Consider the following 24508-nt stretch of genomic DNA (forward strand, 5'->3'; position numbering starts at 1 on the left):
GCTTTGATGGATTCGGACTTTGGCGAAGCAATCGATCGCATAAAGGAGATCGCCAAGGCTGCGGCACAGGATGCCGAAGCGCTGGAAGCCCGGCAAGGACACGCAGGCGACGCGATCGAGATACGCGCGCACCTCGACCGTCTGTGCGGCCAACTGACCGACATCCATGCCATTCTGACCGGCGATGCCGAACAGGAAAAGGAGGGCTTGCTGAAGCGCTTCGGGCGTTGGTCGCGATTGGTCAGGGCAGATCTGCGCCAGTTCGACGAAGATGAGCGGCGGTCGCTTCACGAAAGAATATTGGCGGCGGAGCGCGAGGCGCTGGCCGAACTGAATATCGGAAGCCGCTGGACGGGCAAGCTGCTCGAAGAGTTACGCAAAAAACTCGCCACGACGAGGCGCGTCGAACTGACCGACCGCGCGCTGGCGCGGATTTGTGCAGATATCGACGCGCTGCGGGCATTTGTCTGCCGGTCGGGGCCGACGCCCGGACGGAGGAAGCTGGATCTGATCCTGAAAGGGGTCCACGGCACGATCAAGATCGTGGCCGACATCGGAAAGCTCGCCGGAGATCCAACTGTCATAATGGGAATTTGCGGGCTGTATTCCGTCTATTCGGGCGGAAGCATGATCCGAAGCACCGTGCGGGGATTGCAGCGGATCGAAGACGCGGCCGCCCGGGCCGCCGCGAATGCCGAAGCAGAAAAACAGAAGGCCGAGGCGGAAGATCGCGCAAGGATGGCCGAAGCAGCAGAGGAAGAGGAACGGCAGCACAAGGCGCAGATCGCCAAAAAGCGGGAGGAGTTCGAGGCGGGGGCCCGCAAGCACGGCAGGAAATACAGGTTTTAGTGTGCCGACAAACCGGATGCCAGGCAGGGCGGACGCTATCGCTGCCCCTCTTTGCGCATCGACGAAAAAGGCCGCCGGATCGCTCCGGCGGCCTCTTCGTTTCGGAAAATACCGATCGGCTTAGCCGACGATTTCTTCGGGCTTGAAGAAGTAAGCGATTTCGATCGCCGCATTCTCGTCGCTGTCCGAACCGTGCACCGTGTTCGCTTCGATGCTTTCGGCGAGTTCCTTGCGGATCGTGCCGGGCGCGGCGTCCTTGGGGTTGGTCGCGCCCATGATATCGCGGTTCGCCTGCATCGCGTTCTCGCCTTCGAGGACCTGGACGACGACGGGGCCGCTGATCATGAAGTCGACGAGTTCGCCAAAGAAGGGGCGTTCCTTGTGGACCGCGTAGAAGCCTTCGGCCTGTTCGCGGCTCATGTGGATGCGCTTCGACGCGACGACGCGCAGGCCGGCGTCTTCGAGCATCTTGGTGACGGCGCCGGTGATGTTGCGACGCGTGGCGTCGGGCTTGATGATCGAAAAAGTGCGAGTAACCGCCATGGGGGAAGCTCCTATGTTGTTATTGTCTGCGATGCGCGCGCCTCTAGCGGCGCTTTTGCTGCACTGCAAGGACAGAGCGCGGCGCGGCGATCAGCCGCCCGAACCATAGGTCACCGCGCCCTCAACCATGGCGCCATTCTGGGTTGCGGTGATCTGGATCGAGGTTTGCGCATCGTCGGGCTTTTCGGCGCTGATGATGATCGTGTCCTCGGCGTTCATTTCGGACTTTACCTTGAGGCCCGCAGCCTCGATCTGGCGCCGATAGTGCGCGACGACGTCGGCCGCGCTGGCCTTGACCTCGAAGCTAGCGAGGCCGCCCTGCTTGCCTTCGGACGATCCCGCGAAACCGCCCGTCATCTTCGATCCGGGATAGGGCGTGATGCCCGCAGGCAGCTTCGCTTCGCCGCCGAACTGGACTTCGCCTTCCTCTGTCTTGATCGTGACCTTGCCGTTTTCGCCGTCTTCGCTGCTGCTGATGCTGTAGTCGGCGGTCTTCCCCGTTGCGGGATCGGTATAGGTGCCGCTTGCGACCTCCGTCTCCGATTTCGAACCGCACCCGGCCGCGAGCAGCGACAGCGAAATGGCAAAGGCGGTGGAAAGCAACGGGTTCGGGCGCATCATCAGGCTCCTGTGCAAAGATCGAATCGGCCGCGTAGACAGCGGTGCCCGGCCTATGCGACGGTCATCACGACGCGTCGGTGACCCGCGTCACATCCCGATTATCAGGGTCCTTCGGACCAGCGGCCGTTTTCGTCCTGCTTCCAGAAGCGGTTATCGACATCTTCCCGCGCGGCGAGCGTTCGCCAGAGTGCGCGCGCATCATCGATGCGGCTGTTGTCGAAGAGCAGGAAGGTGCGTTCGAAGCCCAGCGCTTCCTCGCGCCATTCGCCGTCGGCGAGCGCGAGGTGGCTGGCGCGATTCGGCGGCGAAGCCGCGAGCGTGCCCGAAATCAGGATCGGTTCGATCTCTTCGTCGGGCGAGCCCGCAGCTCCATGCGGCAGGAAGCTCGCCGGGGTCAGCGTCCACAGCGCCTCGTCGATCGCCTGCCGCTGCATCGCGGACGCGGCGACCACCAGCAGGCGGTCGCCGTTCGCGAGGATGCGCGTCGCGAGCGCGGGGAGCACGCGTTCGACCGGGTCGCGGGTCAGCCGGTAAAAGTCGACGCGCGCCATGCTCCCCTGCCCTTAGCTGCTCAACCTTCGTGGTTGGCGGCGATGTAACGGTCGAGCAGGCGCACGCCATAGCCGGTCGCGCCCTTCGCCCACACCGGGCCGTCCTTGTCGGCCCACGCCATGCCCGCGATGTCGAGATGCGCCCAGGCGACGCCCTCGCCGACATAGCGCTTCAGGAACTGCGCCGCGGTGATCGAGCCGCCTTCGCGCGGACCGATATTCTTCATGTCGGCGATCGGGCTGTCGATCAGCTTGTCGTAAGCGGGCGACAGCGGGAAGCGCCACAGCTTGTTGTTGCTGACCTCGCCCGCGGCGAGCAGGTCGGCGGCGAGCTTGTCGTCATTGGCGAAGATGCCCGCATATTCATGGCCGAGCGAGATCACCATCGCGCCGGTCAGCGTCGCGAGGTCGACGATCACCTTGGGGTCATAGGCGCTCTGCGCCCAGCTGATCGCATCGCAGAGGACCAGGCGACCTTCGGCGTCGGTGTTGAGCACCTCGACCGTCTGGCCCGACATGGTGGTCACGACGTCGCCGGGGCGCATCGCATTGCCGTCGGGCATATTCTCGACGAGGCCGACGACGCCGACGACATTCGCCTTCGCCTTGCGGCCCGCGATCGCCTTGATCGCGCCCGCAACCGCGCCCGCGCCGCCCATGTCCCATTTCATCATGTCCATGCCGGCACCGGGTTTCAGGCTGATGCCGCCGGTGTCGAAGGTGACGCCCTTGCCGATGAAGACGACGGGCGCGTCGCCCGGATTGCCACCGTTCCAGCGCATCGCGAGCAGCCGCGGCGGGCGCGTCGAGCCCTGCGCGACGCCGAGCAGCGCGCCCATGCCGAGCGCCTTCATCTGGCGTTCGTCGAGCACTTCGAGCTCGACGCCGAGGTCGGTCAGATGCTGGCAGCGTTCGACGAAGCTTTCGGGATAAAGGATGTTCGGCGGTTCGGCGACGAGCGTCTGGGTCAGCGCAACGCCATCGGCGATCGCTTCATTTTCGGCCCAGCGATCCGACAGGTCGCCGTGCGGCGAGGCGATGATCACCGTCTTCAGGCTCGGCTTCGCCTTGTCGGCGAGGCGCGTGCGATAGGTGTCGAGGCGCCAGTTGCGCAGGAGTGCACCCATCGCAAAGGCCAGCACGTCGTCGGCATCGCTCGCGCCCGCGCTCGCGAAATCGACCTGGACAGCGGTGACGCCGCTCGTCTGCAGCTTCGCCGTCAGCGCCGCGCCGCCGCGCTCGATATCGAGCTCGCTGCCCTCGCCGATCCCGACGAGCAACAGGCGCTTCGCCTGGTCGCCGTCGATCGCCGCAGTCTCTGCCACGGTGCCCGCCGCGCCATCGAAGCGTGCCTGCGCCGCCGCGGCGCCCAGCAGCGCACCGAGTGCACCCGCTTCGCCCTTGCGGACCGGAAAAGCGACGACGTCGGCAGACGCATCGATTTGCGCGACAAACTGAATGTCCATGCCTTAACTTTCTTATGCGATGATTGATTGGAACGTGGCGGACCGATAGGGGTTTCGCTTGCGAGTTGCAAAAACAAAGCTGCCGGTCCAATCCGGCAAATGTCTATATAGGGTTCGGGACAAAGGGATTAAATGAGCTGGGCTTTGTTCCATCGGGCGGCGCCTGCGCGGCCGTTCTGGCTCGCGACGGCGAGCGGCCTGGCATTGGTCGCGAGCCCGGTGCTGGCCCAGACGAATGCGAATCCGGCCCAGCCGGAAGAGGTCGCGGGCGAACCCGACCTCCAGACGCCCGACGTCGTTCCGACGACCATCGACGCGCCGGCGGTCCAGTCCGAAGACCAGATCGGTTTCGCGGCCGACAACCTCAATTACGACAGCGATACCGAAGTCGTCGTCGCCGACGGCAATGTCCAGATGAACCGCGAAGCGGTCGAGATGCGTGCGGACAAGGTCACGTGGAACCGCCAAACGGGACAGGTATTCGCCGAGGGCAATGTGATGATCAAAAACCCCGAAGGCGATATCGCCTATGGGGACAAGATCGAACTGACCGATAGCTTGCGCGACGGTGTCGTCGACAATTTGCTCGTCGTGCTCGACAATGGTTCGCGCCTCGCGGCGATCAAGGGAACGCGCTTCGACAACGGCAATATCGAACTCGAAAATGCCGCCTATACGCCCTGCCCCGTCGAAGATGACGCGGGCTGCCCCAAGAATCCGAGCTGGCAGATCCGCGCGGTCAAGGTGATGTACGACCGGGCGAAGAACAAGGTGCGGTACAAGGGCGCGCGCGTCGAGATTTTTGGCCTGCCGCTGATCCCGCTGCCCGGCCTCAGCCATTCGATCAACAACGAGCCGAGCAGCGGCATATTGGTTCCCGAAATCCGGCTCGACCGCAGCAACGGGTTCGAAATCGCCGTTCCCTATTATCTGCGGATCGCGCCCGACCGCGACATCACGCTCACGCCGCACATCTATACCAGCGCCGCCCCGATGACGGAGGGCGAGTTCCGCGCGCTGACCGATATCGGGTCGTTCCGCATCAACGGCTATGCGACCTATGGCTCGCTCGTCCCGCTGACGGGCGACGATCCCGACAGCCGGAAGCGGTTCCGCGGCTATCTCGAAAGCGCGGGCAAGTTCCAGTTCGACCCGCGCTGGAGCCTGACCTATTCGGGGCGGATCGCGACCGACCGCACCTTCATGCGCCGTTACGACATCAGCCGCGACGACCGGCTGCGCTCGACCTTCGAGCTCGAACGAATCGGCGGCAACTCCTATCTCTCGATCGCCGGCTGGGCGACGCAGACGCTGCGCGCGAACGACATCCAGGGGCAGCAGGCGATCGCGCTGCCGATCATCGACTATCGCCAGCGCTTCGCCGATCCGCTGCTCGGCGGACAGTTCGAACTGCAATTGAACACGCTCGCGATCGGGCGCACCGCCGGGCAGGACACGCAACGCGCCTTTGCCGGGGCGCAGTGGAATTTGCGCGGGCTGACCGGGCTTGGCCAGGAAGTGACGCTGACCGCGCTCGTGCGCGGCGACGTCTATCACAGCGACGAAAACCTGCTGACCGCCATCCCCGGCTATCGCGGCAAATCGGGCTGGCAGGCGCGTGGGATCGCCGCGGTCGCGGCGGACATGCGCTGGCCGTTCATCGGCGAATTCGCGGGCGGCACGCAAACGCTGACCCCGCGCGTGCAGCTGGTCGCGACGCCGCCGATCAAGAATCTCGACATCCCGAACGAGGATTCACGCGCCTTCGACCTTGAGGACAGCAATCTCTTCGCGATCAACCGCTTCAACGGCCACGACCGGTTCGAGGATGGCGCGCGCATCACCTATGGCGTCGAATGGAACTACAGTCGCCCCGGCTTCAACATCAACAGCGTCGTCGGGCAGAGCTATCGCCTGTCGGACAAGCCCGCGCTGTTCCCCGACGGTACCGGGCTGACCGACCGCACATCGGACATCGTCGGCCGCACGACGATTGCGTATCGCGATTTCCTGCGCCTCACGCACCGTTTCCGGCTCGACAAGGATAATCTGGCGGTTCGCCGCAACGAATTCGACGCGACGATCGGCAGCCGTTCGACCTATGCGGTAGTCGGCTATTCGCGGCTCAACCGCGACATCTTGCTGCTCGGCGAGGATTTGCAGGACCGCGAGGAAGTGCGCGCCGGCGGCCGCGTCGCCTTTGCAAAACACTGGTCGCTGTTCGGCTCCGCGATCGTCGACCTGACGCAGCGCAGCGACGATCCGCTGAGCGGCGCCGATGGGTTCGAACCGATACGCCACCGCCTCGGTCTCGCTTATGACGACGATTGCCTGTCGATCGCGCTGACCTGGCGGCGCGATTATGCCGACACCGGCGACGCGAAACGCGGCAACAGCTTCTCGTTCCGCATCGCGTTCCGCAACCTGGGGTTCTGACCCGTTCCGCTCAGCCTAGGTTCAGCGTCCGCGCGCTATCTGCTGGCATCAAACCGTCCCACATCGCGGATTGCGCTGGACCATCGGGCGTTTCCGCTGATACGGAGCGTCCGGACTTTCTCGAATAGGGTAAAGATGACCAAATTTTCGACCATGACCGGCCTGATCGTCTTGGCCGCCGTCGGCGTAACGCCCGTGCTGGCCCAGACCGTTGCCGACAGCGAAGTGCCGACGACCAGCCTGAACATTCCGGGCAATGTGCAGCTTTTCGGCGATGCGAAGCCGAACGTCTATCGTCCGTCCGCTTCGGTGAACGGCGAGATCATCACGGCGACCGACATCGAACAGCGCATGGCGCTGATCCGCATTGCGAACAACAATGTCGAGCTGCCGCCGGAAGAGGTGCAGCGTTTGCGCAGCCAGGTGTTCAGCAACCTGATCGACGAGAAATTGCAGATCCAGGAAGCCAAGGCGGCCGAGATCACGATCGACGAAAATGTCGTGAACGACCAGTTCGCGCGGCTCGCGACGCGGTTCAAGCAGACCCCCGACCAGTTTGCCACCTATCTGGCGTCCAAAGGCTCGTCGGCGGCAGCTGTGAAACAGCAGATCCGCGGCGAATTCGCCTGGGACCGCCTGTTGTCGCGCAACATCCAGTCGACGACCAACGTATCGCCCGAAGAGGTCGAGATCGTCGTCAAGCAGCTCAACGATTCCAAGGGGCAGGATGAATTCCACCTCGGCGAAATCTATCTGTCGGCGACGCCCGAGACCGCCGCGGCGGTCAGCGAGAATGCCAAGAAGATCATCCAGGCGTTGCAGGCGGGCGGCAGTTTCGCCGCCTATGCCCGCCAGTTTTCCGAAGCATCGACCGCCGTTGTCGGCGGCGACCTTGGCTGGGTGAAGGCCGGCCAGCTCCCCGCTTCGATGGGCGAGGCCGCGACGCAGATGCAGCCCGGCCAGCTTGTCGGGCCGGTCGAGGTACCCGGCGGTATCTCGATCATGCTGATGATCGATCGCCGTCAGGTGCTGACCGCCGATCCGCGCGACGCGATCCTCAGCCTGAAGCAGATTTCGCTCGATTTCCCGGCTGGCACGACGCAGGCCAAGGCATCCGAGCTCGCCGGCCAGTTCGCCGAAAAGACGCGCGGCATCGCCGGTTGCGGTGCCGCCGACGCGGTGGCGCAGGGCCTTGGTGCCACCGTCGTGTCGCGCGACAATATCGAAATGCGCGCGCTGCCCGCCCCGCTGCAGGCGACGCTCGCCAACCTTCAGGTCGGCCAGACGACCCAGCCGTTCGGTGCCGCGAACGAAGGCGTGAGCGTCCTCGTCCTGTGCGGCCGCGACATGCCGCAGACGGCGACGGCCCCCGACATCGAGCAGATCGAGCAGAAAATCTTGGAAGACAAGGTCAACAAGCGGGCCCAGCGCTATCTGCGCGACCTGCGCCGGGATGCCGTGATCGAATATAGCTGATGACGGATACAAACAATCGACGTCCGATCGCGGTCACCATGGGGGACCCGGCCGGCGTCGGTCCCGAGGTGACGGCCCGCGCCTGGGCCGCGCGCCGCGAAAACAGCCTGCCGCCCTTCGTCGCCATCGGCGACGCCGCCGCGATCTCCGCCGTATGGGACGGTCCCGTTGCGCGCGTGACCGACATGGACGAAGTCGTGCGCGCGTTCGGCGACGCCCTGCCCGTCTGGCACCTCGAGGACAGCGGCCCGCTGACCCCCGGCCAGCCGACGCCGGCGGGCGCGACGTGCGCGCTCCACACGCTTGAAACCGGGATCGGGCTGACACGCAACCAGGCGAGTTCGGCGCTCGTCACCGGATCGGTGTCCAAATATGCGCTGCACGGCATCGGCTATACGCATCCGGGCCAGACCGAATTCATCGCCGAACGCTGCGGCGTCACCGCGACCAACGCGGTGATGATGCTTGCGGGGCCGAGCCTGCGCGTCGTCCCGCTCACCGTGCACATCCCCCTCGCCGAGGTATCCGAACGGCTGACGACCGACATGATCGTCGCCAAGGCGCGGATCGTCGCGCGCGGGCTGCGGCGTGATTTCGGGATCGAGACGCCGCGCCTCGCGCTCGCGGGCCTCAACCCGCACGCCGGTGAAAGCGGCCAGTTGGGCAGCGAGGAAGAACGCATCATGGCGCCCGCGGTCGCACAGCTCGCCGACGAAGGGCTGGTCGTCGACGGCCCGCTCGCCGCCGACGGGCTGTTCGCGCCCGCGATCCGCGAACGGTACGATGCCTTGCTCTGCGCCTATCACGATCAGGCGCTCGCCCCGTTCAAGGCGCTGCATTTCCACGACGGCGTCAACCTGACGCTCGGGCTGCCGATCATCCGCACCTCACCCGACCATGGGACGGCGTTCAATATCGCGGGCACCGGCACCGCCGATCCGGGACCCACGATCGCTGCGATCGCAATGGCGGCCCGGATGGCGCTGGCCCGCGAGCGCAGCTGCGCACCCGCGAAGTGAGGGTCGAACCGCAGGTTCCGCTGCCGCCGCTGCGCGAGACGGTGCGCGCGCACGGCCTGTCGGCGAGCAAGGCGCTGGGGCAGAATTTCCTCTTCGATGAACAGCTACTCGACCGCATCGCCGCGCTTCCCGGCGACCTCGATGGCATCACCGTGTTCGAGGTCGGTCCCGGCCCCGGCGGGCTGACGCGCGCGCTGCTGCGGGCGGGCGCGAAAGTCATCGCGGTCGAGCGCGACGACCGCTGCCTGCCCCTGCTCGCCGAGCTGGGCGCGGCCTTTCCGGGGCAGCTGACGGTGATCGCCGACGACGCGATGGCGGTCGACGTCGACGCGCTGACCGGTGGCGCGCCTTATCATATCGTCGCCAACCTGCCCTATAACGTCGGCACCGCGCTGTTCACGCGCTGGCTGGAGCCCGCGGCGTGGCCGCCGCGCTGGCTGTCGCTGACTTTGATGTTCCAGCTCGAGGTCGCCGAACGCATCGTCGCGCCGGTCGGCACCGACGCCTACGGCCGCCTCGCGGTGCTCGCGCAATGGCGGTCGACCGCGAAGATCGCGATGAAAGTGCACCGCTCGGCCTTCACCCCGCCGCCCAAGGTGATGTCGGCGATCGTCCATGTCACGCCAGCCGATCAGCCCGAAGGCGTCGCGCCGAAATTGCTGTCGAAGCTGACCGAAAAAGGGTTCGGCCAGCGGCGCAAGATGCTGCGGCAGAGCCTGAAGGGGGTCGAGGGGGCGGTCGCCGTCGCCGAAACGCTGGGGATCGATCCGACGCGGCGCGCGGAGACGGTCAGCGTCGCCGAATGGGTCGAACTGGCGCGCGCGCTCGGCGCCTGACCGAAATCAGTTCTGCTTGCTGGCGCCGACGGTCGCGACGACCGGCTTGGGCACAAGCACTTCGGCCGCAACGACGCGCTTCGACGCGCTCGACGCAATCGTCTTTTCGAGCGCCGCGACCTGCGGGCATTTGCTGTCGCAGATCCGCTGTGCCTCGGCGAGCTTTTCGCGCGCGAGTTCGAGCGCGCCCTTGTCGGCGAGCGCTTCGCCCTGCCCGGTCAGCGCAACGACGTCATTGGGTTCGAGCACGAGCGCCTCGCGATAGAGGCCGATCGCCTTGCCCGGCAGTCCCTGCGCGCGCGCGACCTGTGCGAGCGCGATGATCGCCGAACGGTTGCGCGGATCGGCGGCGAGCGCCGATTCATAAAGGTCGATCGCAAGGTCGAGATCGCCCGCGTCCTGCGCCTTATGTCCTTCTTGCTGGAGCGCGATGGAGCGGGGGAAGATATCGTTGTCGGCGCGCTGCGCGTCGGATGCGGTGGGCAGGCTGGCGAGGATCAAGCCCGCCGAAAGAGCCAGAAAACCGACACGCATCGCATTCTCCCATCGCTTCATTACAGGGGATGCTAACATGGTGCCGTCAGTCGCGCGAGAAAAAATCCGTCAGAGCCGTCACGCCCCGGCGTGAACAGGAAACCATGTCCCGCGGCGCGGCCGATGCCGTCGGGCAGATAGCCGGCGTCGACCGTCCAGCCCGGATGCCGGTTCAGAAAATCGTCCACCTGTGCCCGCCCCTCGCGCGTGATGATCGAGCAGACAGCATAGAGGAGTTTGCCGCCGGGCGCCACAAGATCGGCACCGATATCAATCAGTTTGGCCTGATCGGCGAGGTGGCGTTCGAGCCGCGCGGGGGTCAGCCGCCAGCGCAGTTCGGGGCTGCGCCGCCAGGTCCCGCTGCCCGAACAGGGCGCGTCGACGAAGACACGATCCGCCTTGCCCTGCCAGTCGGCGAGCATCGCGGGTTCCTGTCCGGGATTGAGCAGCCGCGTTTCGATGCGCGTCGCCCCGGCGCGTTCGGCGCGCGGCGGCAATTGCTGGAGCCGGGCGCGATTCGTGTCGCAGGCGAGGATGTCGGCGTCGTTTCCGGTGAGCGATGCAATCGCGAGCGTCTTGCCGCCGCCCCCCGCGCACAGGTCGACGATCGCCTGCCCCGGCGTGGCGCCCAGCGCAGCGGAGGCATATTGGCTCGCGGCGTCCTGCACCTCGAATTGCCCTTCGGCATAGGCGGGATGCTGGACCGCGGCGGTTTCGGGGGGCAGGCGCCAGCCGTCGGGTGCACCGGCGATCGCCTCGCCTTCGGGAAAAAGAGCCGCGAGATCGGTCACGCTGGCCTTGATGCGGTTGGCGCGCAGGTCGAGCGGCGCGCGGGCGAGCATCGCCGCGCCTTCGTCTTCGCCGACGAGCGGGTCGAAAAGGTCGATCAGCGCCTGCGCCGCGAGCCCGGCTTCGCCGCGCGGTTCGTCGTCGGCGATCGGCGCCGGTCCGTAGGAGGAGCCGTCGAACAGCGCCGCCAGTTCGGGCTGCGTATCGACGAGCGCGAGCATCGCCGCGCGGCCCGATGCGGGCGCCGAGCGCACGACGCGGATCGCATCATAGACATGGGCGCGAATTGCGCGGCGGTCCTTCGACCCCGCATAGCGGCGCGCACGCATCGCTTCGGCAAAGATCGCGTCAGCGGGCGCCCCGCCGTCGCGCGCGGCGGCGGCGATGCCGTCGAGGATTTCGATCGCCGCCTGAATGCGCGCTGCGGGCGTCATCGACCGGCCTCAGCCGACCGGATAATTCGGCGCCTCGCGGGTGATCGCGACGTCGTGGACATGGCTTTCGCGCAGACCCGCATTGGTGATGCGAACGAACTTCGCGCGCTCGCGCAGATCCTTGAGCGTGCGGCTGCCGGTATAGCCCATCGCCGCCTTCACGCCGCCGACAAGCTGGTGGATGACGTCCTTCGCCGGCCCCTTGAACGGCACCTGCCCTTCGATGCCTTCGGGGACCAGCTTCATCTGGTCCTTGATGTCCTGCTGGAAATAACGGTCGGCCGAGCCGCGCGCCATCGCGCCGACGCTGCCCATGCCGCGATAGCTCTTGTACGTCCGGCCCTGGAACAGGAAGGTCTCGCCCGGCGCTTCGGCCGTGCCCGCGAGCAGCGAGCCGACCATCACGCTCGATGCGCCCGCCGCCAGCGCCTTAGCAATGTCGCCCGAGGTGCGGAGGCCGCCATCGGCGATGACGGGCACGCCCAGCTTCGACGCCGCCTCGACGCTGTCGAGGATCGCGGTGAGCTGCGGCACGCCGACACCCGCGACGACGCGCGTCGTACAGATCGAGCCGGGGCCGATGCCGACCTTCACGCCGTCGGCGCCCGCGTCGATCAGCGCCTTCGTTGCATCGCCCGTCGCGACATTGCCCGCGAGCACCTGCACGCGGTTCGACAATTTCTTGATCCGTTCGACGGTCGCGCCGACGCCCTTGCTATGGCCGTGCGCGGTGTCGACGACGATCAGGTCGCATTCGGCGTCGAGCAGCGCTTCGGCGCGCTCGATCCCGCTGTCGCCGGTGTTGGTCGCCGCCGCGACGCGCAGGCGGCCGCTCGCGTCCTTGGTCGCTTCGGGATAATTGACCGCCTTTTCCATGTCCTTGACCGTAATCAGGCCGATGCAGCGATAATCGTCGTCAACGACGAGCAATTTTTCGATGCGGCGCTGGTGCAGCAGCTTGCGCGCCTCGTCCTGCCCGACGCCGGGGCGTACGGTCGCCAGATTGTCGGCGGTCATCAGTTCGCGCACCGGCTGCCCCGGATTGTCGGCGAAACGGACGTCGCGGTTGGTGAGGATGCCAACGAGCTTCCCGCCCGTCTCGACCACGGGGATGCCCGAAATCCGGTGCTGGTCCATCAGCGCGGTCGCATAGGAGAGCGGCGCGTCGGGGGTGATCGTGATCGGGTTGACGATCATGCCGCTTTCGAAGCGCTTGACCTGCCGCACGGCGGCGGCCTGTTCCTCGATCGTGAGGTTGCGGTGGAGGACGCCGATGCCGCCGATCTGCGCCATCAGGATCGCCATATCGGCCTCGGTCACCGTGTCCATCGCCGACGACAGGATCGGAATGTTGAGGTTGATTTCGCTGGTCAGCTGCGTCGACAAATTCGCATCCGACGGCAGGATGTCAGACGCGCCGGGCACCAGCAGAACATCGTCGAAGGTCAGGCCGGTGATGATTTCCATGGGTGCCACTTTCTGGTGCGGGCGGCGCCTGCCCCGCATTTCCGGAGCCGCGCACGCGATTCGTTTGGTGGCGGCCCATGTAACCAGTCGAGCCCAAGCGCGCCAGTGGGGCGAACGAATATTTCGCGGCAGGTCCGGACGATGGGTCGGCGCCGGGATTTCATGCTCGTCGCGCAGCGCAATGTAACCGGTTGCATTGGTTCCGGCGTCCCGTTAGACCCGCGACATAACATAGTTTCGGTGAAGAGGATATCTGCATGGACATGCCCAACCAGGCGTCCGCCAACGGTGGCGGACGGTCGAATGCCGTCGCGGCTTTTGCCGCGGTGACCGTCCTCTTCTTCGCCTGGGGCTTCATCACTTCGCTGATCGACCCGCTCGTCGCCGCGGTGAAGGGCATCTTCACGCTGAGCGATGCCGAAGCGCAATTGTCGGCCTCGGCCTTCTTCATCGCCTATGGCCTGATGTCCTTTCCCGCCGCCGCGCTGATTGCGCGTTTCCATTCGGTGCCGTCGATCCTGACCGCGCTGTCGACGATGGTCGTCGGCTGCCTTGTCATGCTCGCGGCAGCGAACCTCGCGGTCTATCCGCTCGTGCTCGCCGGCCTGTTCATTCTGGCGAGCGGGATCACCATATTGCAGGTCGCGGCCAACCCGCTGGCGGCAGCCCTCGGCGATCCGAAGCACAGCCATTTCCGCCTGACCTTCAGCCAGACGTTCAACAGCTTCGGCACCTTCCTCGGCCCGCTGATCGGCGCGCACCTGTTCCTCGAGGGTGTCGAGGTCAAGGAAGGCACCGTGGTCACCGAAGCGGTGCGCGCGCAGGCCCTCGCCGGGATCGATTCGGCCTATTTCTGGATCTGCGGCCTGATCGCCGCGCTGCTCCTCTTCTTCTGGGTCAGCCGCCGCATCGTCAACGAGGCCGTTCCCCCCGCCCCGATCGGCAGCCGCGCCGGAATGGGCGAGCTGATCCGCGAGGCCTTTTCGTCGCGCTGGGGACTGATCGGCGCGGCCGCCATCTTCCTTTATGTGGGGGCCGAGGTCGCGATCGGCACGCATATGGCGCTGTTCCTCAACAGCGACGCGGTGTGGGGCCAGTCCGACGCGCCGTTCGGCGTTCCGCTGCTTGGCTGGTTCATGGGCAGCGACGGCGTTCCGGGTGTCTCGCTACAGGAGGCGGGCAAGGCCGTCGCCTTCTACTGGGGCGGCGCGATGGTCGGGCGCGCCATCGGCTCGGTCCTCCTCGCGCGCGTTTCGGCATCGAAACTGCTCGCCGCCTTCACCGCGATCGCCGCACTGCTTTGCCTCTACGTCGCTTTTGTCGGCGGGGTCGGCGCCGGCTTCGTCGCGCTCGGCATCGGGCTGTTCAATTCGATCATGTTCCCGGTGATCTTCACGCTGACGCTCGAACGATCGACCGCACGCGCCGAGGCGACGTCGGGGCTGCTGTGCACCGCGATCGTCGGGGGAGCTGCAATCCCCTATTTTGCCGGCCTGCTGTCCGACGCGGTCGGATATGGCATGGCGCTCGTGCTTCCCGCCGCCTGCTACGCCCTGCTGTGCATCTTCGCCATCGCCGCCGGCCGCGCGCCCGCACGCCAGGCGACCGCGGGCGCGACGGTTCACTGATCGCGGCACGCACGAAGGGATAGGAAGCCATGGCCGGACTGTCGATCGAAGGCGCGCGCAAGAGCTTCGGCGAGACCGAGGTGCTGAAAGGCGTGTCGATCGAGGTCGCCGACGGTGAATTCACCGTCATCGTGGGCCCGTCGGGGTGCGGCAAGTCGACGCTGCTGCGGTCGGTCGCGGGGCTCGAGGAACTGACCGGCGGGCGCATCCGCATCGGCGACCGCGACGTCACCGACCTCGCCCCGTCGGCGCGCGGTATCGCGATGGTGTTCCAGTCCTATGCGCTCTACCCGCACCTGACCGTCTATGAAAATATGGCGTTCGGGTTGCGCATCGCGAAAGCGGACAAGGATGAAATCGCACGGCAGGTCCAGCGCGCGGCGGAAATCCTGAACATCGAGGCGCTGCTCGGCCGCAAGCCCGCGGCGCTGTCGGGCGGCCAGCGCCAGCGCGTCGCGATCGGCCGCGCGATCGTGCGCCAGCCGGAGATATTCCTCTTCGACGAACCGCTGTCGAACCTCGACGCCGACCTTCGCGTGCGGATGCGGTACGAATTCGCGGCACTCCACCGCACGCTCGGCACGACGACGCTCTATGTCACCCACGACCAGGTCGAGGCGATGACGCTCGCCGACCGCATCATCGTGCTGCGCGACGGGCAGATCGAACAGGTCGGGACCCCGCGCGAACTTTACGAGCGCCCGGCGAATATCTTCGTCGCGCAGTTCCTTGGCACCCCGCGCATGAACATCGTGCCGGTGACGGTCTCGGGTCCCGGGGAAGCGACATTCCCCGACGGGCGCATCGTCGCCCTGCCGCCGCACGCGAAGGCGCTGCCCGCCGGAACGCACCTCTCCGTCGGCATCCGGCCCGAGGATATCGCAATCGGAGCGGCTTCGGGCGCGCTCCCCCACCGGATCGGCTTCATCGAACGGCTGGGCGGGCTCGCGACGATCCACCTGCACGGCGCCGCGGGCGACGAACCGCTGGCGTGCCAGCTTCGCGACGATGGCAGCCTGCGCGAAGGCGATGTCGTGCCGGTCCTGCTGCCGGCGGGTCGCCTGCACCTCTTCGATAGCGAGGGCGCCGCGCTGCATGGGGAGGCGCGCGAATGACCTTGCCTACGCATCATGTAACCGGTTACGGTGTGAACGTTTCCGCGCCCGGCAACAGGACAAGGGACGGAGTCGCATCGGCGGCCCGGCGCCAATGGAGGGAAAGGGGACAAGCGGCATGGCCACATTGAGGGACGTCGCCCGCGAAGCGGGGGTTTCGGTCGCCACGGCGTCGCGCGCGATCAACGGCCTCGGCAACGTCACCGCACCGACACGCGCGGCGGTGATGGTGGCGGTCAAGAAACTCAATTTCGTGCCGCACAGCGGCGCGCGCAGCCTGACCCGGCGCAAGACCGATACCGTCGGCGTTATCCTCCCCGACCTGTTCGGCGAATTCTTCTCCGAAATCATCCGCGGCATCGACCTCGTCGCGCATGAATCGGGCATGCACCTCCTGCTCGGCAACATGCACGGCAGTACGCACGAGACCGCCGCCGCCATCGCCGCGATGCGCGGGCGCGTCGACGGGCTGCTCGTCATGCCGCCCGACCTCAAGCCCGAGCTGCTCGCCGACTATCTCGACCCCGCGCTCCCGACCGTGCTGCTCAACTATGATGCGGGGCCGCTCGACCTGCCCTTCGTCGCGGTCGACAATTACCGGGGTGCCTATGCGATGACCGAGGCGCTGCTCGCGCGCGGCGCACGGCAGGTCGTCCACATCGCCGGCCCCAAGCACAACCGCGACGCGCGCGAGCGCCAGCGCGGCTTCGCCGACGCGATGGCGAAGATCGGCGGCGTGCGCAATCCGGCGATCCTCCCCGGCGATTTCTCCGAAGAAAGCGGCGCGCAGGCGGCGCGCCTGCTGGTGCAGGGACAACTCCCCGCCGACGCGGTCTTTGCCGCGAACGACCAGATGGCGGTCGGGCTGATCGCGGGGCTCGCCGAGGCAGGCAAGTCGGTGCCCGGTGACGTCATGGTGGCAGGATTCGACGATATCCCGCTCGCGCGCCACCTCAACCCCTCGCTGTCGACGATGCAGGTCCATATCGACCGGCTGGGATCGACCGCGATGATGATGCTGCTGCGTATCCTGCGCGGCGAGACGCTGGGCGCTGCGAGCGCGACGATCCTGACGCCCGAGCTGATCGCACGCGGGACGACCGGCGGCGCGGCGAACAATGCGACCGCGCAGCCGCAGTCGGCGGTCGGCGCGCACCCGTGACCAATGATGGCGCCCGATGCAGGTGACGCGGCGCCAGTTGACGGGTGCGCTCGCCGCGCTGCCCCTGCTTCCGATGCTCGGTGCATGCGGCGCGCGGCGCGATGGCGCGCTGACGATCTGGGCGATGGGCAACGAGGGCGCGAACCTGCCCGCACTGCTGAAGACGCTCGCGCTGCCTGCAGGCATGCCGCCGATCGAGGTGCAGCCGCTTCCCTGGACCGCGGCGCACGAAAAATTGCTCACCGGTTTTGCCGGCGGGTCGCTGCCCGCGATCGGACAGGTCGGCAACAGCTGGATCGCCGAAATGGCGGCGATCGGTGCGATCGCCCCGGTCCCCGCGTCGGCCGAACCGATCCTCGCCGACCAGTTCGCCGCGGTGGTCGACACCAACCGCATCGCAGGCCGGACCTGGGCGGTTCCCTGGTATGTCGACACGCGGCTGCAATTCTATCGCAAGGACCTGTTCGCGCGCGCCGGTCACGCCGCACCGCCTGCCGACTGGGCGAGCTGGAAGGCCGCGCTGCACCGGGTGAAGCAGCTTGCCGGGGGCGATAATTTTGCCCTGCTCTACCCGCTCAACGAATATGAGCAGCTCACGACGCTCGCGCTGTCGGCGGGCGCACGGATGCTGCGCGACAATGGTGCGCGCGGGGCCTTTTCGGACCCCGAATTCAAGGCGGCGCTCGCCTTCTACAAATCGCTGTTCGATGAAGGGCTCGCGCCGCTGGCGTCGTCGGCGCAGATTTCGAATGTGTGGAACGAGTTCGCGCGCGGCTATTTCAGCGTCTTTCTGTCGGGTCCGTGGACGATCGGCGACATGAAGAGCCGCCTGCCCGCGGCGATGCAGGACAAATGGGGCACCGCGCCCAACCCCGGCCCGAACGGCATCGGGTCGGCGGCCCCCGGCGGATCGAGCCTCGTCGTTTTTGCGGGCACCCAAAATCCCGCCGCCGCGTGGGAGATACTCACGCGCCTGCTGTCGCCCGCCGCGCAACTCGACTTCCACGAATTGACGGGCAGCCTACCCGCGCGGCGCTCGGTGTGGCGCGAAGCGGGGCTGGCGAGCGACGCGGCGGTTGCACCTTTTGCCACCCAGCTCGACCATGCGACCGCGCTGCCCAAGGTTCCCGAGTGGGAACGCATCGTCACCGAGATGCAGGTCGTCGCCGAACGCATGGTGCGCGGGCAACTCGGCGTCGACGCGGCGGCGAAGGAAATCGACCGCCGCACCGACCGGTTGCTCGAAAAGCGGCGCTGGATGCTCGACAAGGGAAAGGCGCTGTGAACGCGGCCCTCCACAGGCGCGAAGCGCGCGCCGGCTGGACGATGAGCGCGCCCGCGCTAGCGGCAATCGCGGCCTTCTTCGTCGTGCCGGCAATCGCGTCGCTGTTCCTGAGCTTCACCGATTTCGACATCTATGCGCTCGCCGACGCAGGCAATCTGCGCTTCGTCGGACTGCAGAATTACGAGCTACTGATCGAAAACCCGCTGTTCTGGAAAGCGATGGGCAACACGCTCTGGTTCGTCGTCCTCGGCGTGCCCTTCATCGTCGCCCTGTCGCTGTTCGCGGCGATGCTCGTCAATTCGCGCTGGCTCAAATGGCGCCCGGTGTGGCGCGTCGCGCTGTTCGCACCCTATGTCACGACGCTCGTCGCGACCGCGGTCGTGTGGCGCTACCTGCTCCACACACGCTACGGCCTCGTCAATTACCTGCTCTCGCTGTTCGGCATTGCGCCGATCGACTGGCTGGGGAGCCCGAACGCATCGCTGCCCGCGATCCTGATCTTCGTCGGGTGGAAGACGTTCGGCTACAACATGATCATCTTCCTCGCCGCGCTCCAGACGGTCCCGCGCGAACTCGACGAAGCGGCGCGGATCGACGGCGCAGGCTGGTTCACGCGGCTGCGCCATGTCACCCTGCCCGCGATCGCCCCGACGGTGCTGCTCGTGTCGGTCCTGACCGTGGCGGGGATGTTCCAGCTCTTCGCCGAACCCTATGTGATGACACAGGGCGGCCCTGCCCAGTCGACCGTCACCATCCTCTATTTCATGTATGAGGAAGGGTTCAAATGGTGGAACCTCGGATCGGGCGCGGCGGTCGCCTTCCTGCTCTTCCTGTGCATCCTCGCTGTGACGCTGGTACAGCTCAAGCTCGCGAAGCGCGGAGGCGCGATATGAGCCTGCGTCGCTGGTCCGTCACTCTCCTCGCGGCGCTCGTTACGCTGCTCACCGTCGCGCCCCTGCTGTGGATGGTCTCGGTCAGCTTCATGGCGCCGGGCGAGGCCGCGCAATTCCCGCCGCCGCTGCTTCCCGAAACACCAAGCCTCGAAAATTACCGCACCCTGTTCGGGACCTTCGGCATTGGGCGTTTCCTCGCCAACAGCCTGCTCGTCTCCACGCTCGCGACGATCCTCGCGCTGCTGTTCACGATCCCGGCGGGCTACGCCTTTGCCAAGCTGCGCTTCAAGGGGCGCAACGCGACCTTCCGCCTGCTCGTTGCCGCGCTCGTCGTGCCGGGGCAGATCGGGATGCTGCCCCTGTTCCTCGAACTGAAGGCGATGGGGCTCGTCAACAGCTACGCCGGCGCGCTGATCCCTTGGCTCGCAGGAATCTTCTGCATTTTCCTCGTCCGCCAATATTGCCTGTCGATCCCCGACGAGATGCTCGAGGCGGCGCGCATCGACGGCGCGAGCGAGGGGCAGATATTGCGCCGCGTCGTGCTGCCGATCCTGACCCCGATCATCGTCACGCTCGCGCTGTTCGTCTTCCTCGGCAGCTGGAACGATTTCATGTGGCCGCTGATCGTCCTCGCCGATCAGGATCTCTACACGCTGCCCGTCGCGCTCGCCGCGATGAGCCGCGAGCATGTGCAGGACAATGAGCTGATGATGGCGGGCGCGGTGATCACCACCCTCCCCGTCCTCATCCTCTTCCTCGCGCTCCAGCGTTTTTACCTGAGCGGCCTCCTGACCGGGAGCGTCAAGGGATGACCCGTGCAAACAAGGATCGAATGATGACATATTGGACCGCGGCGCTGCTGGGCCTCGCGCTCGCGGCCTCGCCCGCCACCGCCAGGACGAAGGCGCCCACCGTTGTCGAGGGGCAGACCCCGCAACCTCCGATCGAGGCGGGCAATTACCCGTACCAATTGTTCGTGCCCAAAGGCTATCTGGCCGAGAGCGCGACACCCTATCCGCTGCTGATCTTCCTCCACGGGTCGGGCGAGCGCGGCGACGATGTGGCAAAGGTAAAGGTCCACGGCCCGCCGAAGATCGCCGACCGCGACCCGGCGTTCCCCTTCCTCACCGTCTCGCCCCTGCTCGGCGCCGATCAGGATTGGGACATCGACAAGCTCGACCGGCTCGTCGACCATATCGCGAAGACATATCGCGTCGATCCGGCGCGCGTGTACCTCACCGGTCTCAGCCGCGGCGGGCATGCGAGCTGGCGCTGGGCAATCGCCGAACCGAAGCGTTTTGCCGCCGTCGCCGCCGTCGCAGGGCGCGGCAATCCCGGCGAGGCGTGCCGGTTGATGGACCTTCCCGTCTGGGCTTTCCACGGCGACCGCGACGATGTCGTCGTCCCCGAAGGCAGCTTCAACATGGCGCGCGCGATCCGCGCCTGCGGCGGCCGCAAGGTTCGCCTGACCATCTATCCCGACCTCGGCCACAACGCCTGGGATCCCGCCTATGGCGACCCGGCGCTCTACGCCTGGCTGCTCGAACAGAAACTTCCCTCTTCACAGAACATAACCAAGGACAAGAAATGACGCAGACAGTATTCCCCGACGACTTCCTTTGGGGCGCCGCGACCGCCGCCTATCAGATCGAAGGATCGCCGCTTGCCGACGGCGCGGGGGCGAGCATCTGGCAACGCTTCAGCCACGACCCGCGCCTGATGGCGGTGAAGGGCGATACCGGCGACGTTGCGTGCGACCATTATAACCGCATGCCCGCCGACGTCGCGCTGATGAAGGAACTGGGGCTGAAGGCCTATCGCTTCAGCGTCAACTGGGGCCGCGTGCTGCCCGAGGGCATCGGGCGTGTGAACGAGCCGGGGCTCGACTTCTACGAGCGGCTCGTCGACGAGCTGCTCAAGAACGATATCGAGCCGTTGCTGACGCTGCATCACTGGGACCTGCCCGCGGCGCTCGACGACAAGGGCGGCTGGCTCAATCGCGACAGCGCCGACTGGTTTGCCGACTATGGCTCGGTGATGTACCGCCGTCTCGACGGGCGCGTGAAGAAATGGGTGACGCTCAACGAACCATGGGTGATCACCGACGGCGGCTACCTCCACGGCGCACTCGCCCCAGGGCATCGCAACCTGTTCGAGACGCCGATCGCGAGCCATAACCTGATGCGCGCGCACGGCGCCGCAGTTTCGGCCTATCGCAGCGAGGGTGCGCACGAAATCGGCCTCGTCGTCAACATCGAGCCCAAATATCCCGCCAGCGACAGCGCCGAGGATATCGCGGCGACCGCGCGCGCCCACGCATACATGAACCGCCAATATCTCGACCCGGCGCTGAAAGGCAGCTACCCTGCCGAACTCGCCGAAGTGTTCGGCGAAGCATGGCCCGAATGGTCCGCGGAAGACCTCAAGGCGATCTGCCAGCCGGTCGATTTCATCGGCATCAACTATTACACGCGCAACGTCGTGAAAGCCGACCCGAACCAGTGGCCCGTCGGCGCGTCGCCGGTGCGACAGAATGCGACGCACACGACGACCGACTGGGAAGTCTATCCGCCCGCGCTCACCGACATGCTCGTCTGGTTCCGCGACACCTATGGCGACATCCCCGTCTATATCACCGAGAACGGCGCCGCCTTCTATGACCCGCCGACCGCAGGTCCCGACGGCATCGACGACCCGCTGCGCTGCGACTATCTGCGCACGCACATCTCGGCGATCGGCGATGCGATCAAGCAGGGCGTCGACGTGCGCGGCTATATGGCGTGGTCGCTGCTCGACAATCTCGAATGGTCGCTCGGCTTTTCAAAGCGCTTCGGCATCGTCCATGTCGATTACGAGACGCAGGTCCGCACGCCGAAGCGCAGCGCGCGCTTCTACAGCAGCGTGATCGCGGCGAACGGCGGAAACCTCGGATGAGGCACCTGCTGCTTGTCCTCGCCGCGGCGCTGCTCGCGCAGCCCGCGGCGGCGAAGGCGCCCGCCGACCATGTTACGGCGATGAGCTATAATATCCGGCTCGACCTCGCGTCGGACGGCGACAATGCGTGGCCGCACCGGCGCAAGGCGCTCGCCGGCGTCGTCGCCTATTACGCCCCCGACATCGTCGGGATGCAGGAAGTGCTGCTGCACCAGAAACAGAATCTCGAGGCCGACCTGCCTGCCTATGTCTTTGTCGGCGCCGCGCGCGACGACGGGAAGGACAAGGGCGAATTTTCGCCGCTCGGCTACCGCCGCGACCGCTTCGCACTCGTCGCCTCAGGCACCTTCTGGCTCTCCCCCACGCCCGACGTGCCGGGCAAGGGCTGGGACGCCGCCTATCCGCGCGTTGCAACGTGGGCGCGGCTTCGCGACAAGGCGTCGAAGCATGTCCTGCTCGTCGTCAACACGCATATGGACCATGTCGGGACCACCGCGCGGTTCGAAGGCGCGCGGCAGATCCGCCGTTGGATCGGCACGCATCGCAAGCCGGGCGACGCCGTGGTGCTGATGGGCGATTTCAACAGCCCGACGACCAGTCCCGCCTATGCCGCGATCACCGAGCCGGGTGCCGGCGCGCTTCGCGATACGCTGACGATCAGCCGGACGCCGCATTTCGGCCCCGCCGGCACCTTCAATGCGTTCAAGATCGAACAGGATGAGGCGAGCCCGATCGACCATATCTTCGTCGGCGAGGGCGTGAGCGTGCTACGCCACGCGACGCTGACGCAGCAGGCGGGCGGCAAGCTGCCGTCCGATCATTATCCGGTGCTGGCCGATCTTTGCATCGGCAAGGGCTGCTGATCGGCGCGCCCCGGGAAAAGCCGGGGCGCGACCTTATTCGGCCTTCGCGTCGTCGAGCCAGCCACCTTCGAACCCGATCCGCTTCAGCCCGCGCACGATATGCGGGTTTTTCCGCATCACCTTCCACACGAAACCGCTGCGATGATTTTCCATCATCGCGAGGATCGGTCCCTGATCGATACCGAGATAATCGCTCGCAACCCAGCCATGCACCGGGTCGACCGTGCCGCTGCGCATCGCCGGATCGGCGAAGGTGAAGCTGGGGTTGAACGCGTCCTTGAAGCCGTAGCGCGTGTATAGCCGCGCGCCATATTGCGTGCGCATCGCCATCAGCGCCGGGATCGTCACTTCGGGTGCGAACGGTACCGATCCGCCCGCCGCGGTCGGGACGATCGTGCCGTCGTCGACAACGCGGATCGCGCTGACGCCGCGCGCCATATAGCCGTTGAAAAAGCGCGGCGTGCCGCCGACGCTATATTTGTCCTTCGAATATCCGGGTCCGTCGGACGCGGTCCAGCCCCAGATGTCGGCGCTGTATCCCGCCCATTTGTTCGGATTGTCGGCGCCATAAGCGCGCTGCGCCAAGGTCGCGCGGCGGCTATTCTCGAAATAGTCGATGCCCTTGCCGCGCATGAATGCGTCGCGGATACCGCGAAAATCGACCCAGACATGGCTGTACTGGTGCCCGAACATCGGTTCGAACTGCAGATGCTGCTGCCCGTAATAGCTGCCCCAGTCCTTTTCGAGGTCGGCCGCCCAGCCCTTGTCCCACGCATCCTTGCCGACGGGGTGCGTCGGCGAACCGAGCGCGAGCACATAGACGAGCATCCCCTCGTTATAGCCGACCCAATCGTGCGTTTCGAAACCCTTCTCGGGCTTCCAACCCATCGTGATACCGTGCGAATTCGCCAGATTCGCCGCCTGCGTCCCGGTCCTGGTGCGCTGGACGAAGGTCCAGTCGACGCGAGCGTAGATCTTCTCCGCAAGGTCGCGAATTTCGGCCTCGACCGGATCGTTCCGGTCGTAATAGCTCTGCGCGAACAGCGCGCCGCCGAGGAACAGGCTGGTGTCGACGGTCGAAAGCTCGTTGGTCTTGAAGCGCGTGCCGTCGTCGTTCCGGAGGAAGTGATAGAAGAAACCCTTGTAACCGGTCTTGCCCGCGGCTTCCGGCCCCTGCGGTGCGGTCCAGTAGAAACGCAGGCAATCGCGCGTGCGTAGCGCCGCTTCGGCGCGCGTCACATAACCACGCTCCGCGCCGATCCCGTATGCGGTCAGCGCAAAACCCGTCGCGGCAATCGACGAGAAGGGATTGCTCGGCCAGCGATCGGGCGCGAGGCAGCGCTCCGTGTCGGTCGTGTCCCAGAAATAGCGGAAGGTGCGCGCGGTCAGCTCTTCCGAAAAGGCGGCCTCGGTGATCGGCGCCAGCGGTTCGGGAGGCTGGACCGCCGCCGCCGCCGTGGCGGGTGACGGTACGGGGGCTGCGGTGCAGGCGGCGGTCAGGGCCACAAGCGGCAGGGCGAGCGCCCCGATCCGGAACGACATTCGATACTCCAAAAATTGGGCGCCCGGCCCGCGGGAGGGGGGTGCGGGCCGGGCGCCTGGTCAGC

22 protein-coding genes are annotated in these 24508 nt (G+C 66.4%); 14 read left to right on the forward strand and 8 right to left on the reverse strand.

Annotated elements, in window-relative coordinates; genetic code table 11:
* Positions 1 to 6 precede the first annotated feature (6 nt).
* On the forward strand, positions 7 to 849 hold the full coding sequence (locus tag VGN62_RS20075; protein ID WP_327457270.1) for a hypothetical protein: 843 nt from the start codon (positions 7 to 9) through the stop codon (positions 847 to 849).
* A 120-nt stretch (positions 850 to 969) separates the two neighbouring features.
* Here VGN62_RS20075 and ndk read toward each other — a convergent pair whose 3' ends face one another.
* The 4 genes from ndk to VGN62_RS20095 all read right to left on the reverse strand — a co-directional run bounded on the left by ndk (position 970) and on the right by VGN62_RS20095 (position 4030).
* Positions 970 to 1392 carry a nucleoside-diphosphate kinase gene (ndk, locus tag VGN62_RS20080; RefSeq protein ID WP_037518700.1) on the reverse strand — a complete coding sequence of 141 codons (423 nt, stop codon included), beginning with the start codon at positions 1390 to 1392 and terminating at the stop codon, positions 970 to 972.
* A gap of 90 nt (positions 1393 to 1482) precedes the next feature.
* Positions 1483 to 2013 (reverse strand): hypothetical protein, encoded by a 531-nt coding sequence (locus VGN62_RS20085; RefSeq protein ID WP_327457273.1) that lies wholly within the window; start codon positions 2011 to 2013, stop codon positions 1483 to 1485.
* 101 nt (positions 2014 to 2114) lie between these two features.
* Positions 2115 to 2564, reverse strand: coding sequence for a DNA polymerase III subunit chi (locus VGN62_RS20090; protein WP_327457275.1), 450 nt, complete (start codon positions 2562 to 2564; stop codon positions 2115 to 2117).
* Positions 2565 to 2584: 20 nt separating this feature from the next.
* On the reverse strand, positions 2585 to 4030 hold the full coding sequence (locus VGN62_RS20095) for a leucyl aminopeptidase (RefSeq protein ID WP_327457277.1): 1446 nt from the start codon (positions 4028 to 4030) through the stop codon (positions 2585 to 2587).
* A 132-nt stretch (positions 4031 to 4162) separates the two neighbouring features.
* Between VGN62_RS20095 and VGN62_RS20100 the strand changes: the two genes are divergently transcribed.
* The 4 genes from VGN62_RS20100 to rsmA all read left to right on the forward strand — a co-directional run bounded on the left by VGN62_RS20100 (position 4163) and on the right by rsmA (position 9797).
* A complete protein-coding gene (locus VGN62_RS20100; RefSeq protein WP_327457279.1) occupies positions 4163 to 6466 on the forward strand; it encodes an LPS-assembly protein LptD in 2304 nt (767 codons plus the stop codon).
* Between the two features lie 135 nt (positions 6467 to 6601).
* Entirely contained in the window at positions 6602 to 7942 is a 1341-nt protein-coding gene (locus tag VGN62_RS20105) for a peptidylprolyl isomerase (RefSeq protein WP_327457281.1), read from the forward strand.
* Entirely contained in the window at positions 7942 to 8961 is a 1020-nt protein-coding gene (gene pdxA / locus VGN62_RS20110; protein WP_327457283.1) for a 4-hydroxythreonine-4-phosphate dehydrogenase PdxA, read from the forward strand. Before VGN62_RS20105 ends, pdxA begins: the two co-directional genes overlap by 1 nt.
* Before the next feature lie 20 nt (positions 8962 to 8981).
* Positions 8982 to 9797: a 16S rRNA (adenine(1518)-N(6)/adenine(1519)-N(6))-dimethyltransferase RsmA gene (gene rsmA / locus VGN62_RS20115; RefSeq protein ID WP_327457760.1), complete on the forward strand. Its 816-nt coding sequence runs from the start codon at positions 8982 to 8984 to the stop codon at positions 9795 to 9797.
* Between the two features lie 6 nt (positions 9798 to 9803).
* On the opposite strand, the gene VGN62_RS20120 is transcribed toward rsmA, so the two are convergent.
* Genes VGN62_RS20120 through guaB form a run of 3 tightly spaced genes read right to left on the reverse strand, consistent with a single transcriptional unit; the run spans position 9804 to position 13021 of the window.
* Positions 9804 to 10331, reverse strand: a complete 528-nt coding sequence (locus VGN62_RS20120; protein WP_327457285.1) for a tetratricopeptide repeat protein — start codon at positions 10329 to 10331, stop codon at positions 9804 to 9806.
* 32 nt (positions 10332 to 10363) lie between these two features.
* Positions 10364 to 11554 carry an RsmB/NOP family class I SAM-dependent RNA methyltransferase gene (locus tag VGN62_RS20125; RefSeq protein ID WP_327457287.1) on the reverse strand — a complete coding sequence of 397 codons (1191 nt, stop codon included), beginning with the start codon at positions 11552 to 11554 and terminating at the stop codon, positions 10364 to 10366.
* Between the two features lie 9 nt (positions 11555 to 11563).
* On the reverse strand, positions 11564 to 13021 hold the full coding sequence (gene guaB, locus VGN62_RS20130) for an IMP dehydrogenase (RefSeq protein WP_327457289.1): 1458 nt from the start codon (positions 13019 to 13021) through the stop codon (positions 11564 to 11566).
* Between the two features lie 257 nt (positions 13022 to 13278).
* On the opposite strand from guaB, the gene VGN62_RS20135 reads away from it, so the two are divergent.
* From VGN62_RS20135 to VGN62_RS20175, 9 genes are all read left to right on the forward strand, one after another.
* Positions 13279 to 14649 carry an MFS transporter gene (locus VGN62_RS20135; protein WP_327457291.1) on the forward strand — a complete coding sequence of 457 codons (1371 nt, stop codon included), beginning with the start codon at positions 13279 to 13281 and terminating at the stop codon, positions 14647 to 14649.
* A 29-nt stretch (positions 14650 to 14678) separates the two neighbouring features.
* Complete coding sequence (locus tag VGN62_RS20140) at positions 14679 to 15764, forward strand: sn-glycerol-3-phosphate ABC transporter ATP-binding protein UgpC (protein WP_327457293.1); 1086 nt, start codon at positions 14679 to 14681, stop codon at positions 15762 to 15764.
* A gap of 118 nt (positions 15765 to 15882) precedes the next feature.
* Entirely contained in the window at positions 15883 to 16926 is a 1044-nt protein-coding gene (locus VGN62_RS20145; protein WP_327457295.1) for a LacI family DNA-binding transcriptional regulator, read from the forward strand.
* 16 nt (positions 16927 to 16942) lie between these two features.
* Positions 16943 to 18211 (forward strand): extracellular solute-binding protein, encoded by a 1269-nt coding sequence (locus VGN62_RS20150; RefSeq protein ID WP_327457297.1) that lies wholly within the window; start codon positions 16943 to 16945, stop codon positions 18209 to 18211.
* Positions 18208 to 19104 (forward strand): sugar ABC transporter permease, encoded by an 897-nt coding sequence (locus VGN62_RS20155; RefSeq protein ID WP_327457299.1) that lies wholly within the window; start codon positions 18208 to 18210, stop codon positions 19102 to 19104. The genes VGN62_RS20150 and VGN62_RS20155 overlap by 4 nt, the downstream gene beginning before the upstream one ends.
* On the forward strand, positions 19101 to 19916 hold the full coding sequence (locus tag VGN62_RS20160; protein WP_327457301.1) for a carbohydrate ABC transporter permease: 816 nt from the start codon (positions 19101 to 19103) through the stop codon (positions 19914 to 19916). The genes VGN62_RS20155 and VGN62_RS20160 overlap by 4 nt, the downstream gene beginning before the upstream one ends.
* A 23-nt stretch (positions 19917 to 19939) precedes the next feature.
* The gene (locus VGN62_RS20165; protein ID WP_327457303.1) at positions 19940 to 20695 is read left to right on the forward strand and encodes an alpha/beta hydrolase-fold protein; all 756 of its coding nucleotides are present in this window, start codon (positions 19940 to 19942) and stop codon (positions 20693 to 20695) included.
* The gene (locus VGN62_RS20170; RefSeq protein ID WP_327457305.1) at positions 20692 to 22038 is read left to right on the forward strand and encodes a GH1 family beta-glucosidase; all 1347 of its coding nucleotides are present in this window, start codon (positions 20692 to 20694) and stop codon (positions 22036 to 22038) included. The genes VGN62_RS20165 and VGN62_RS20170 overlap by 4 nt, the downstream gene beginning before the upstream one ends.
* Positions 22035 to 22901, forward strand: a complete 867-nt coding sequence (locus VGN62_RS20175; protein WP_327457308.1) for an endonuclease/exonuclease/phosphatase family protein — start codon at positions 22035 to 22037, stop codon at positions 22899 to 22901. The genes VGN62_RS20170 and VGN62_RS20175 overlap by 4 nt, the downstream gene beginning before the upstream one ends.
* A gap of 33 nt (positions 22902 to 22934) precedes the next feature.
* Here VGN62_RS20175 and VGN62_RS20180 read toward each other — a convergent pair whose 3' ends face one another.
* Positions 22935 to 24443 (reverse strand): glucoamylase family protein, encoded by a 1509-nt coding sequence (locus VGN62_RS20180; protein ID WP_327457310.1) that lies wholly within the window; start codon positions 24441 to 24443, stop codon positions 22935 to 22937.
* Between the last annotated feature and the right edge of the window lie 65 nt (positions 24444 to 24508).

Origin of the sequence: Sphingopyxis sp. (assembly GCF_035998905.1) — a bacterium.
GTDB lineage: Bacteria > Pseudomonadota > Alphaproteobacteria > Sphingomonadales > Sphingomonadaceae > Sphingopyxis.

Bases quoted from the DNA above. Each gene is read 5' to 3' on its own strand.
- VGN62_RS20075 (WP_327457270.1), top strand. From the start codon at position 7: ATGGATTCGGACTTTGGCGAAGCAATCGATCGCATAAAGGAGATCGCC.
- ndk (WP_037518700.1), bottom strand. From the start codon at position 1,392: ATGGCGGTTACTCGCACTTTTTCGATCATCAAGCCCGACGCCACGCGT.
- VGN62_RS20085 (WP_327457273.1), bottom strand. From the start codon at position 2,013: ATGATGCGCCCGAACCCGTTGCTTTCCACCGCCTTTGCCATTTCGCTG.
- VGN62_RS20090 (WP_327457275.1), bottom strand. From the start codon at position 2,564: ATGGCGCGCGTCGACTTTTACCGGCTGACCCGCGACCCGGTCGAACGC.
- VGN62_RS20095 (WP_327457277.1), bottom strand. From the start codon at position 4,030: ATGGACATTCAGTTTGTCGCGCAAATCGATGCGTCTGCCGACGTCGTC.
- VGN62_RS20100 (WP_327457279.1), top strand. From the start codon at position 4,163: ATGAGCTGGGCTTTGTTCCATCGGGCGGCGCCTGCGCGGCCGTTCTGG.
- VGN62_RS20105 (WP_327457281.1), top strand. From the start codon at position 6,602: ATGACCAAATTTTCGACCATGACCGGCCTGATCGTCTTGGCCGCCGTC.
- pdxA (WP_327457283.1), top strand. From the start codon at position 7,942: ATGACGGATACAAACAATCGACGTCCGATCGCGGTCACCATGGGGGAC.
- VGN62_RS20120 (WP_327457285.1), bottom strand. From the start codon at position 10,331: ATGCGTGTCGGTTTTCTGGCTCTTTCGGCGGGCTTGATCCTCGCCAGC.
- VGN62_RS20125 (WP_327457287.1), bottom strand. From the start codon at position 11,554: ATGACGCCCGCAGCGCGCATTCAGGCGGCGATCGAAATCCTCGACGGC.
- guaB (WP_327457289.1), bottom strand. From the start codon at position 13,021: ATGGAAATCATCACCGGCCTGACCTTCGACGATGTTCTGCTGGTGCCC.
- VGN62_RS20135 (WP_327457291.1), top strand. From the start codon at position 13,279: ATGGACATGCCCAACCAGGCGTCCGCCAACGGTGGCGGACGGTCGAAT.
- VGN62_RS20140 (WP_327457293.1), top strand. From the start codon at position 14,679: ATGGCCGGACTGTCGATCGAAGGCGCGCGCAAGAGCTTCGGCGAGACC.
- VGN62_RS20145 (WP_327457295.1), top strand. From the start codon at position 15,883: ATGGCCACATTGAGGGACGTCGCCCGCGAAGCGGGGGTTTCGGTCGCC.
- VGN62_RS20150 (WP_327457297.1), top strand. From the start codon at position 16,943: ATGCAGGTGACGCGGCGCCAGTTGACGGGTGCGCTCGCCGCGCTGCCC.
- VGN62_RS20160 (WP_327457301.1), top strand. From the start codon at position 19,101: ATGAGCCTGCGTCGCTGGTCCGTCACTCTCCTCGCGGCGCTCGTTACG.
- VGN62_RS20165 (WP_327457303.1), top strand. From the start codon at position 19,940: ATGACATATTGGACCGCGGCGCTGCTGGGCCTCGCGCTCGCGGCCTCG.
- VGN62_RS20170 (WP_327457305.1), top strand. From the start codon at position 20,692: ATGACGCAGACAGTATTCCCCGACGACTTCCTTTGGGGCGCCGCGACC.
- VGN62_RS20175 (WP_327457308.1), top strand. From the start codon at position 22,035: ATGAGGCACCTGCTGCTTGTCCTCGCCGCGGCGCTGCTCGCGCAGCCC.
- VGN62_RS20180 (WP_327457310.1), bottom strand. From the start codon at position 24,443: ATGTCGTTCCGGATCGGGGCGCTCGCCCTGCCGCTTGTGGCCCTGACC.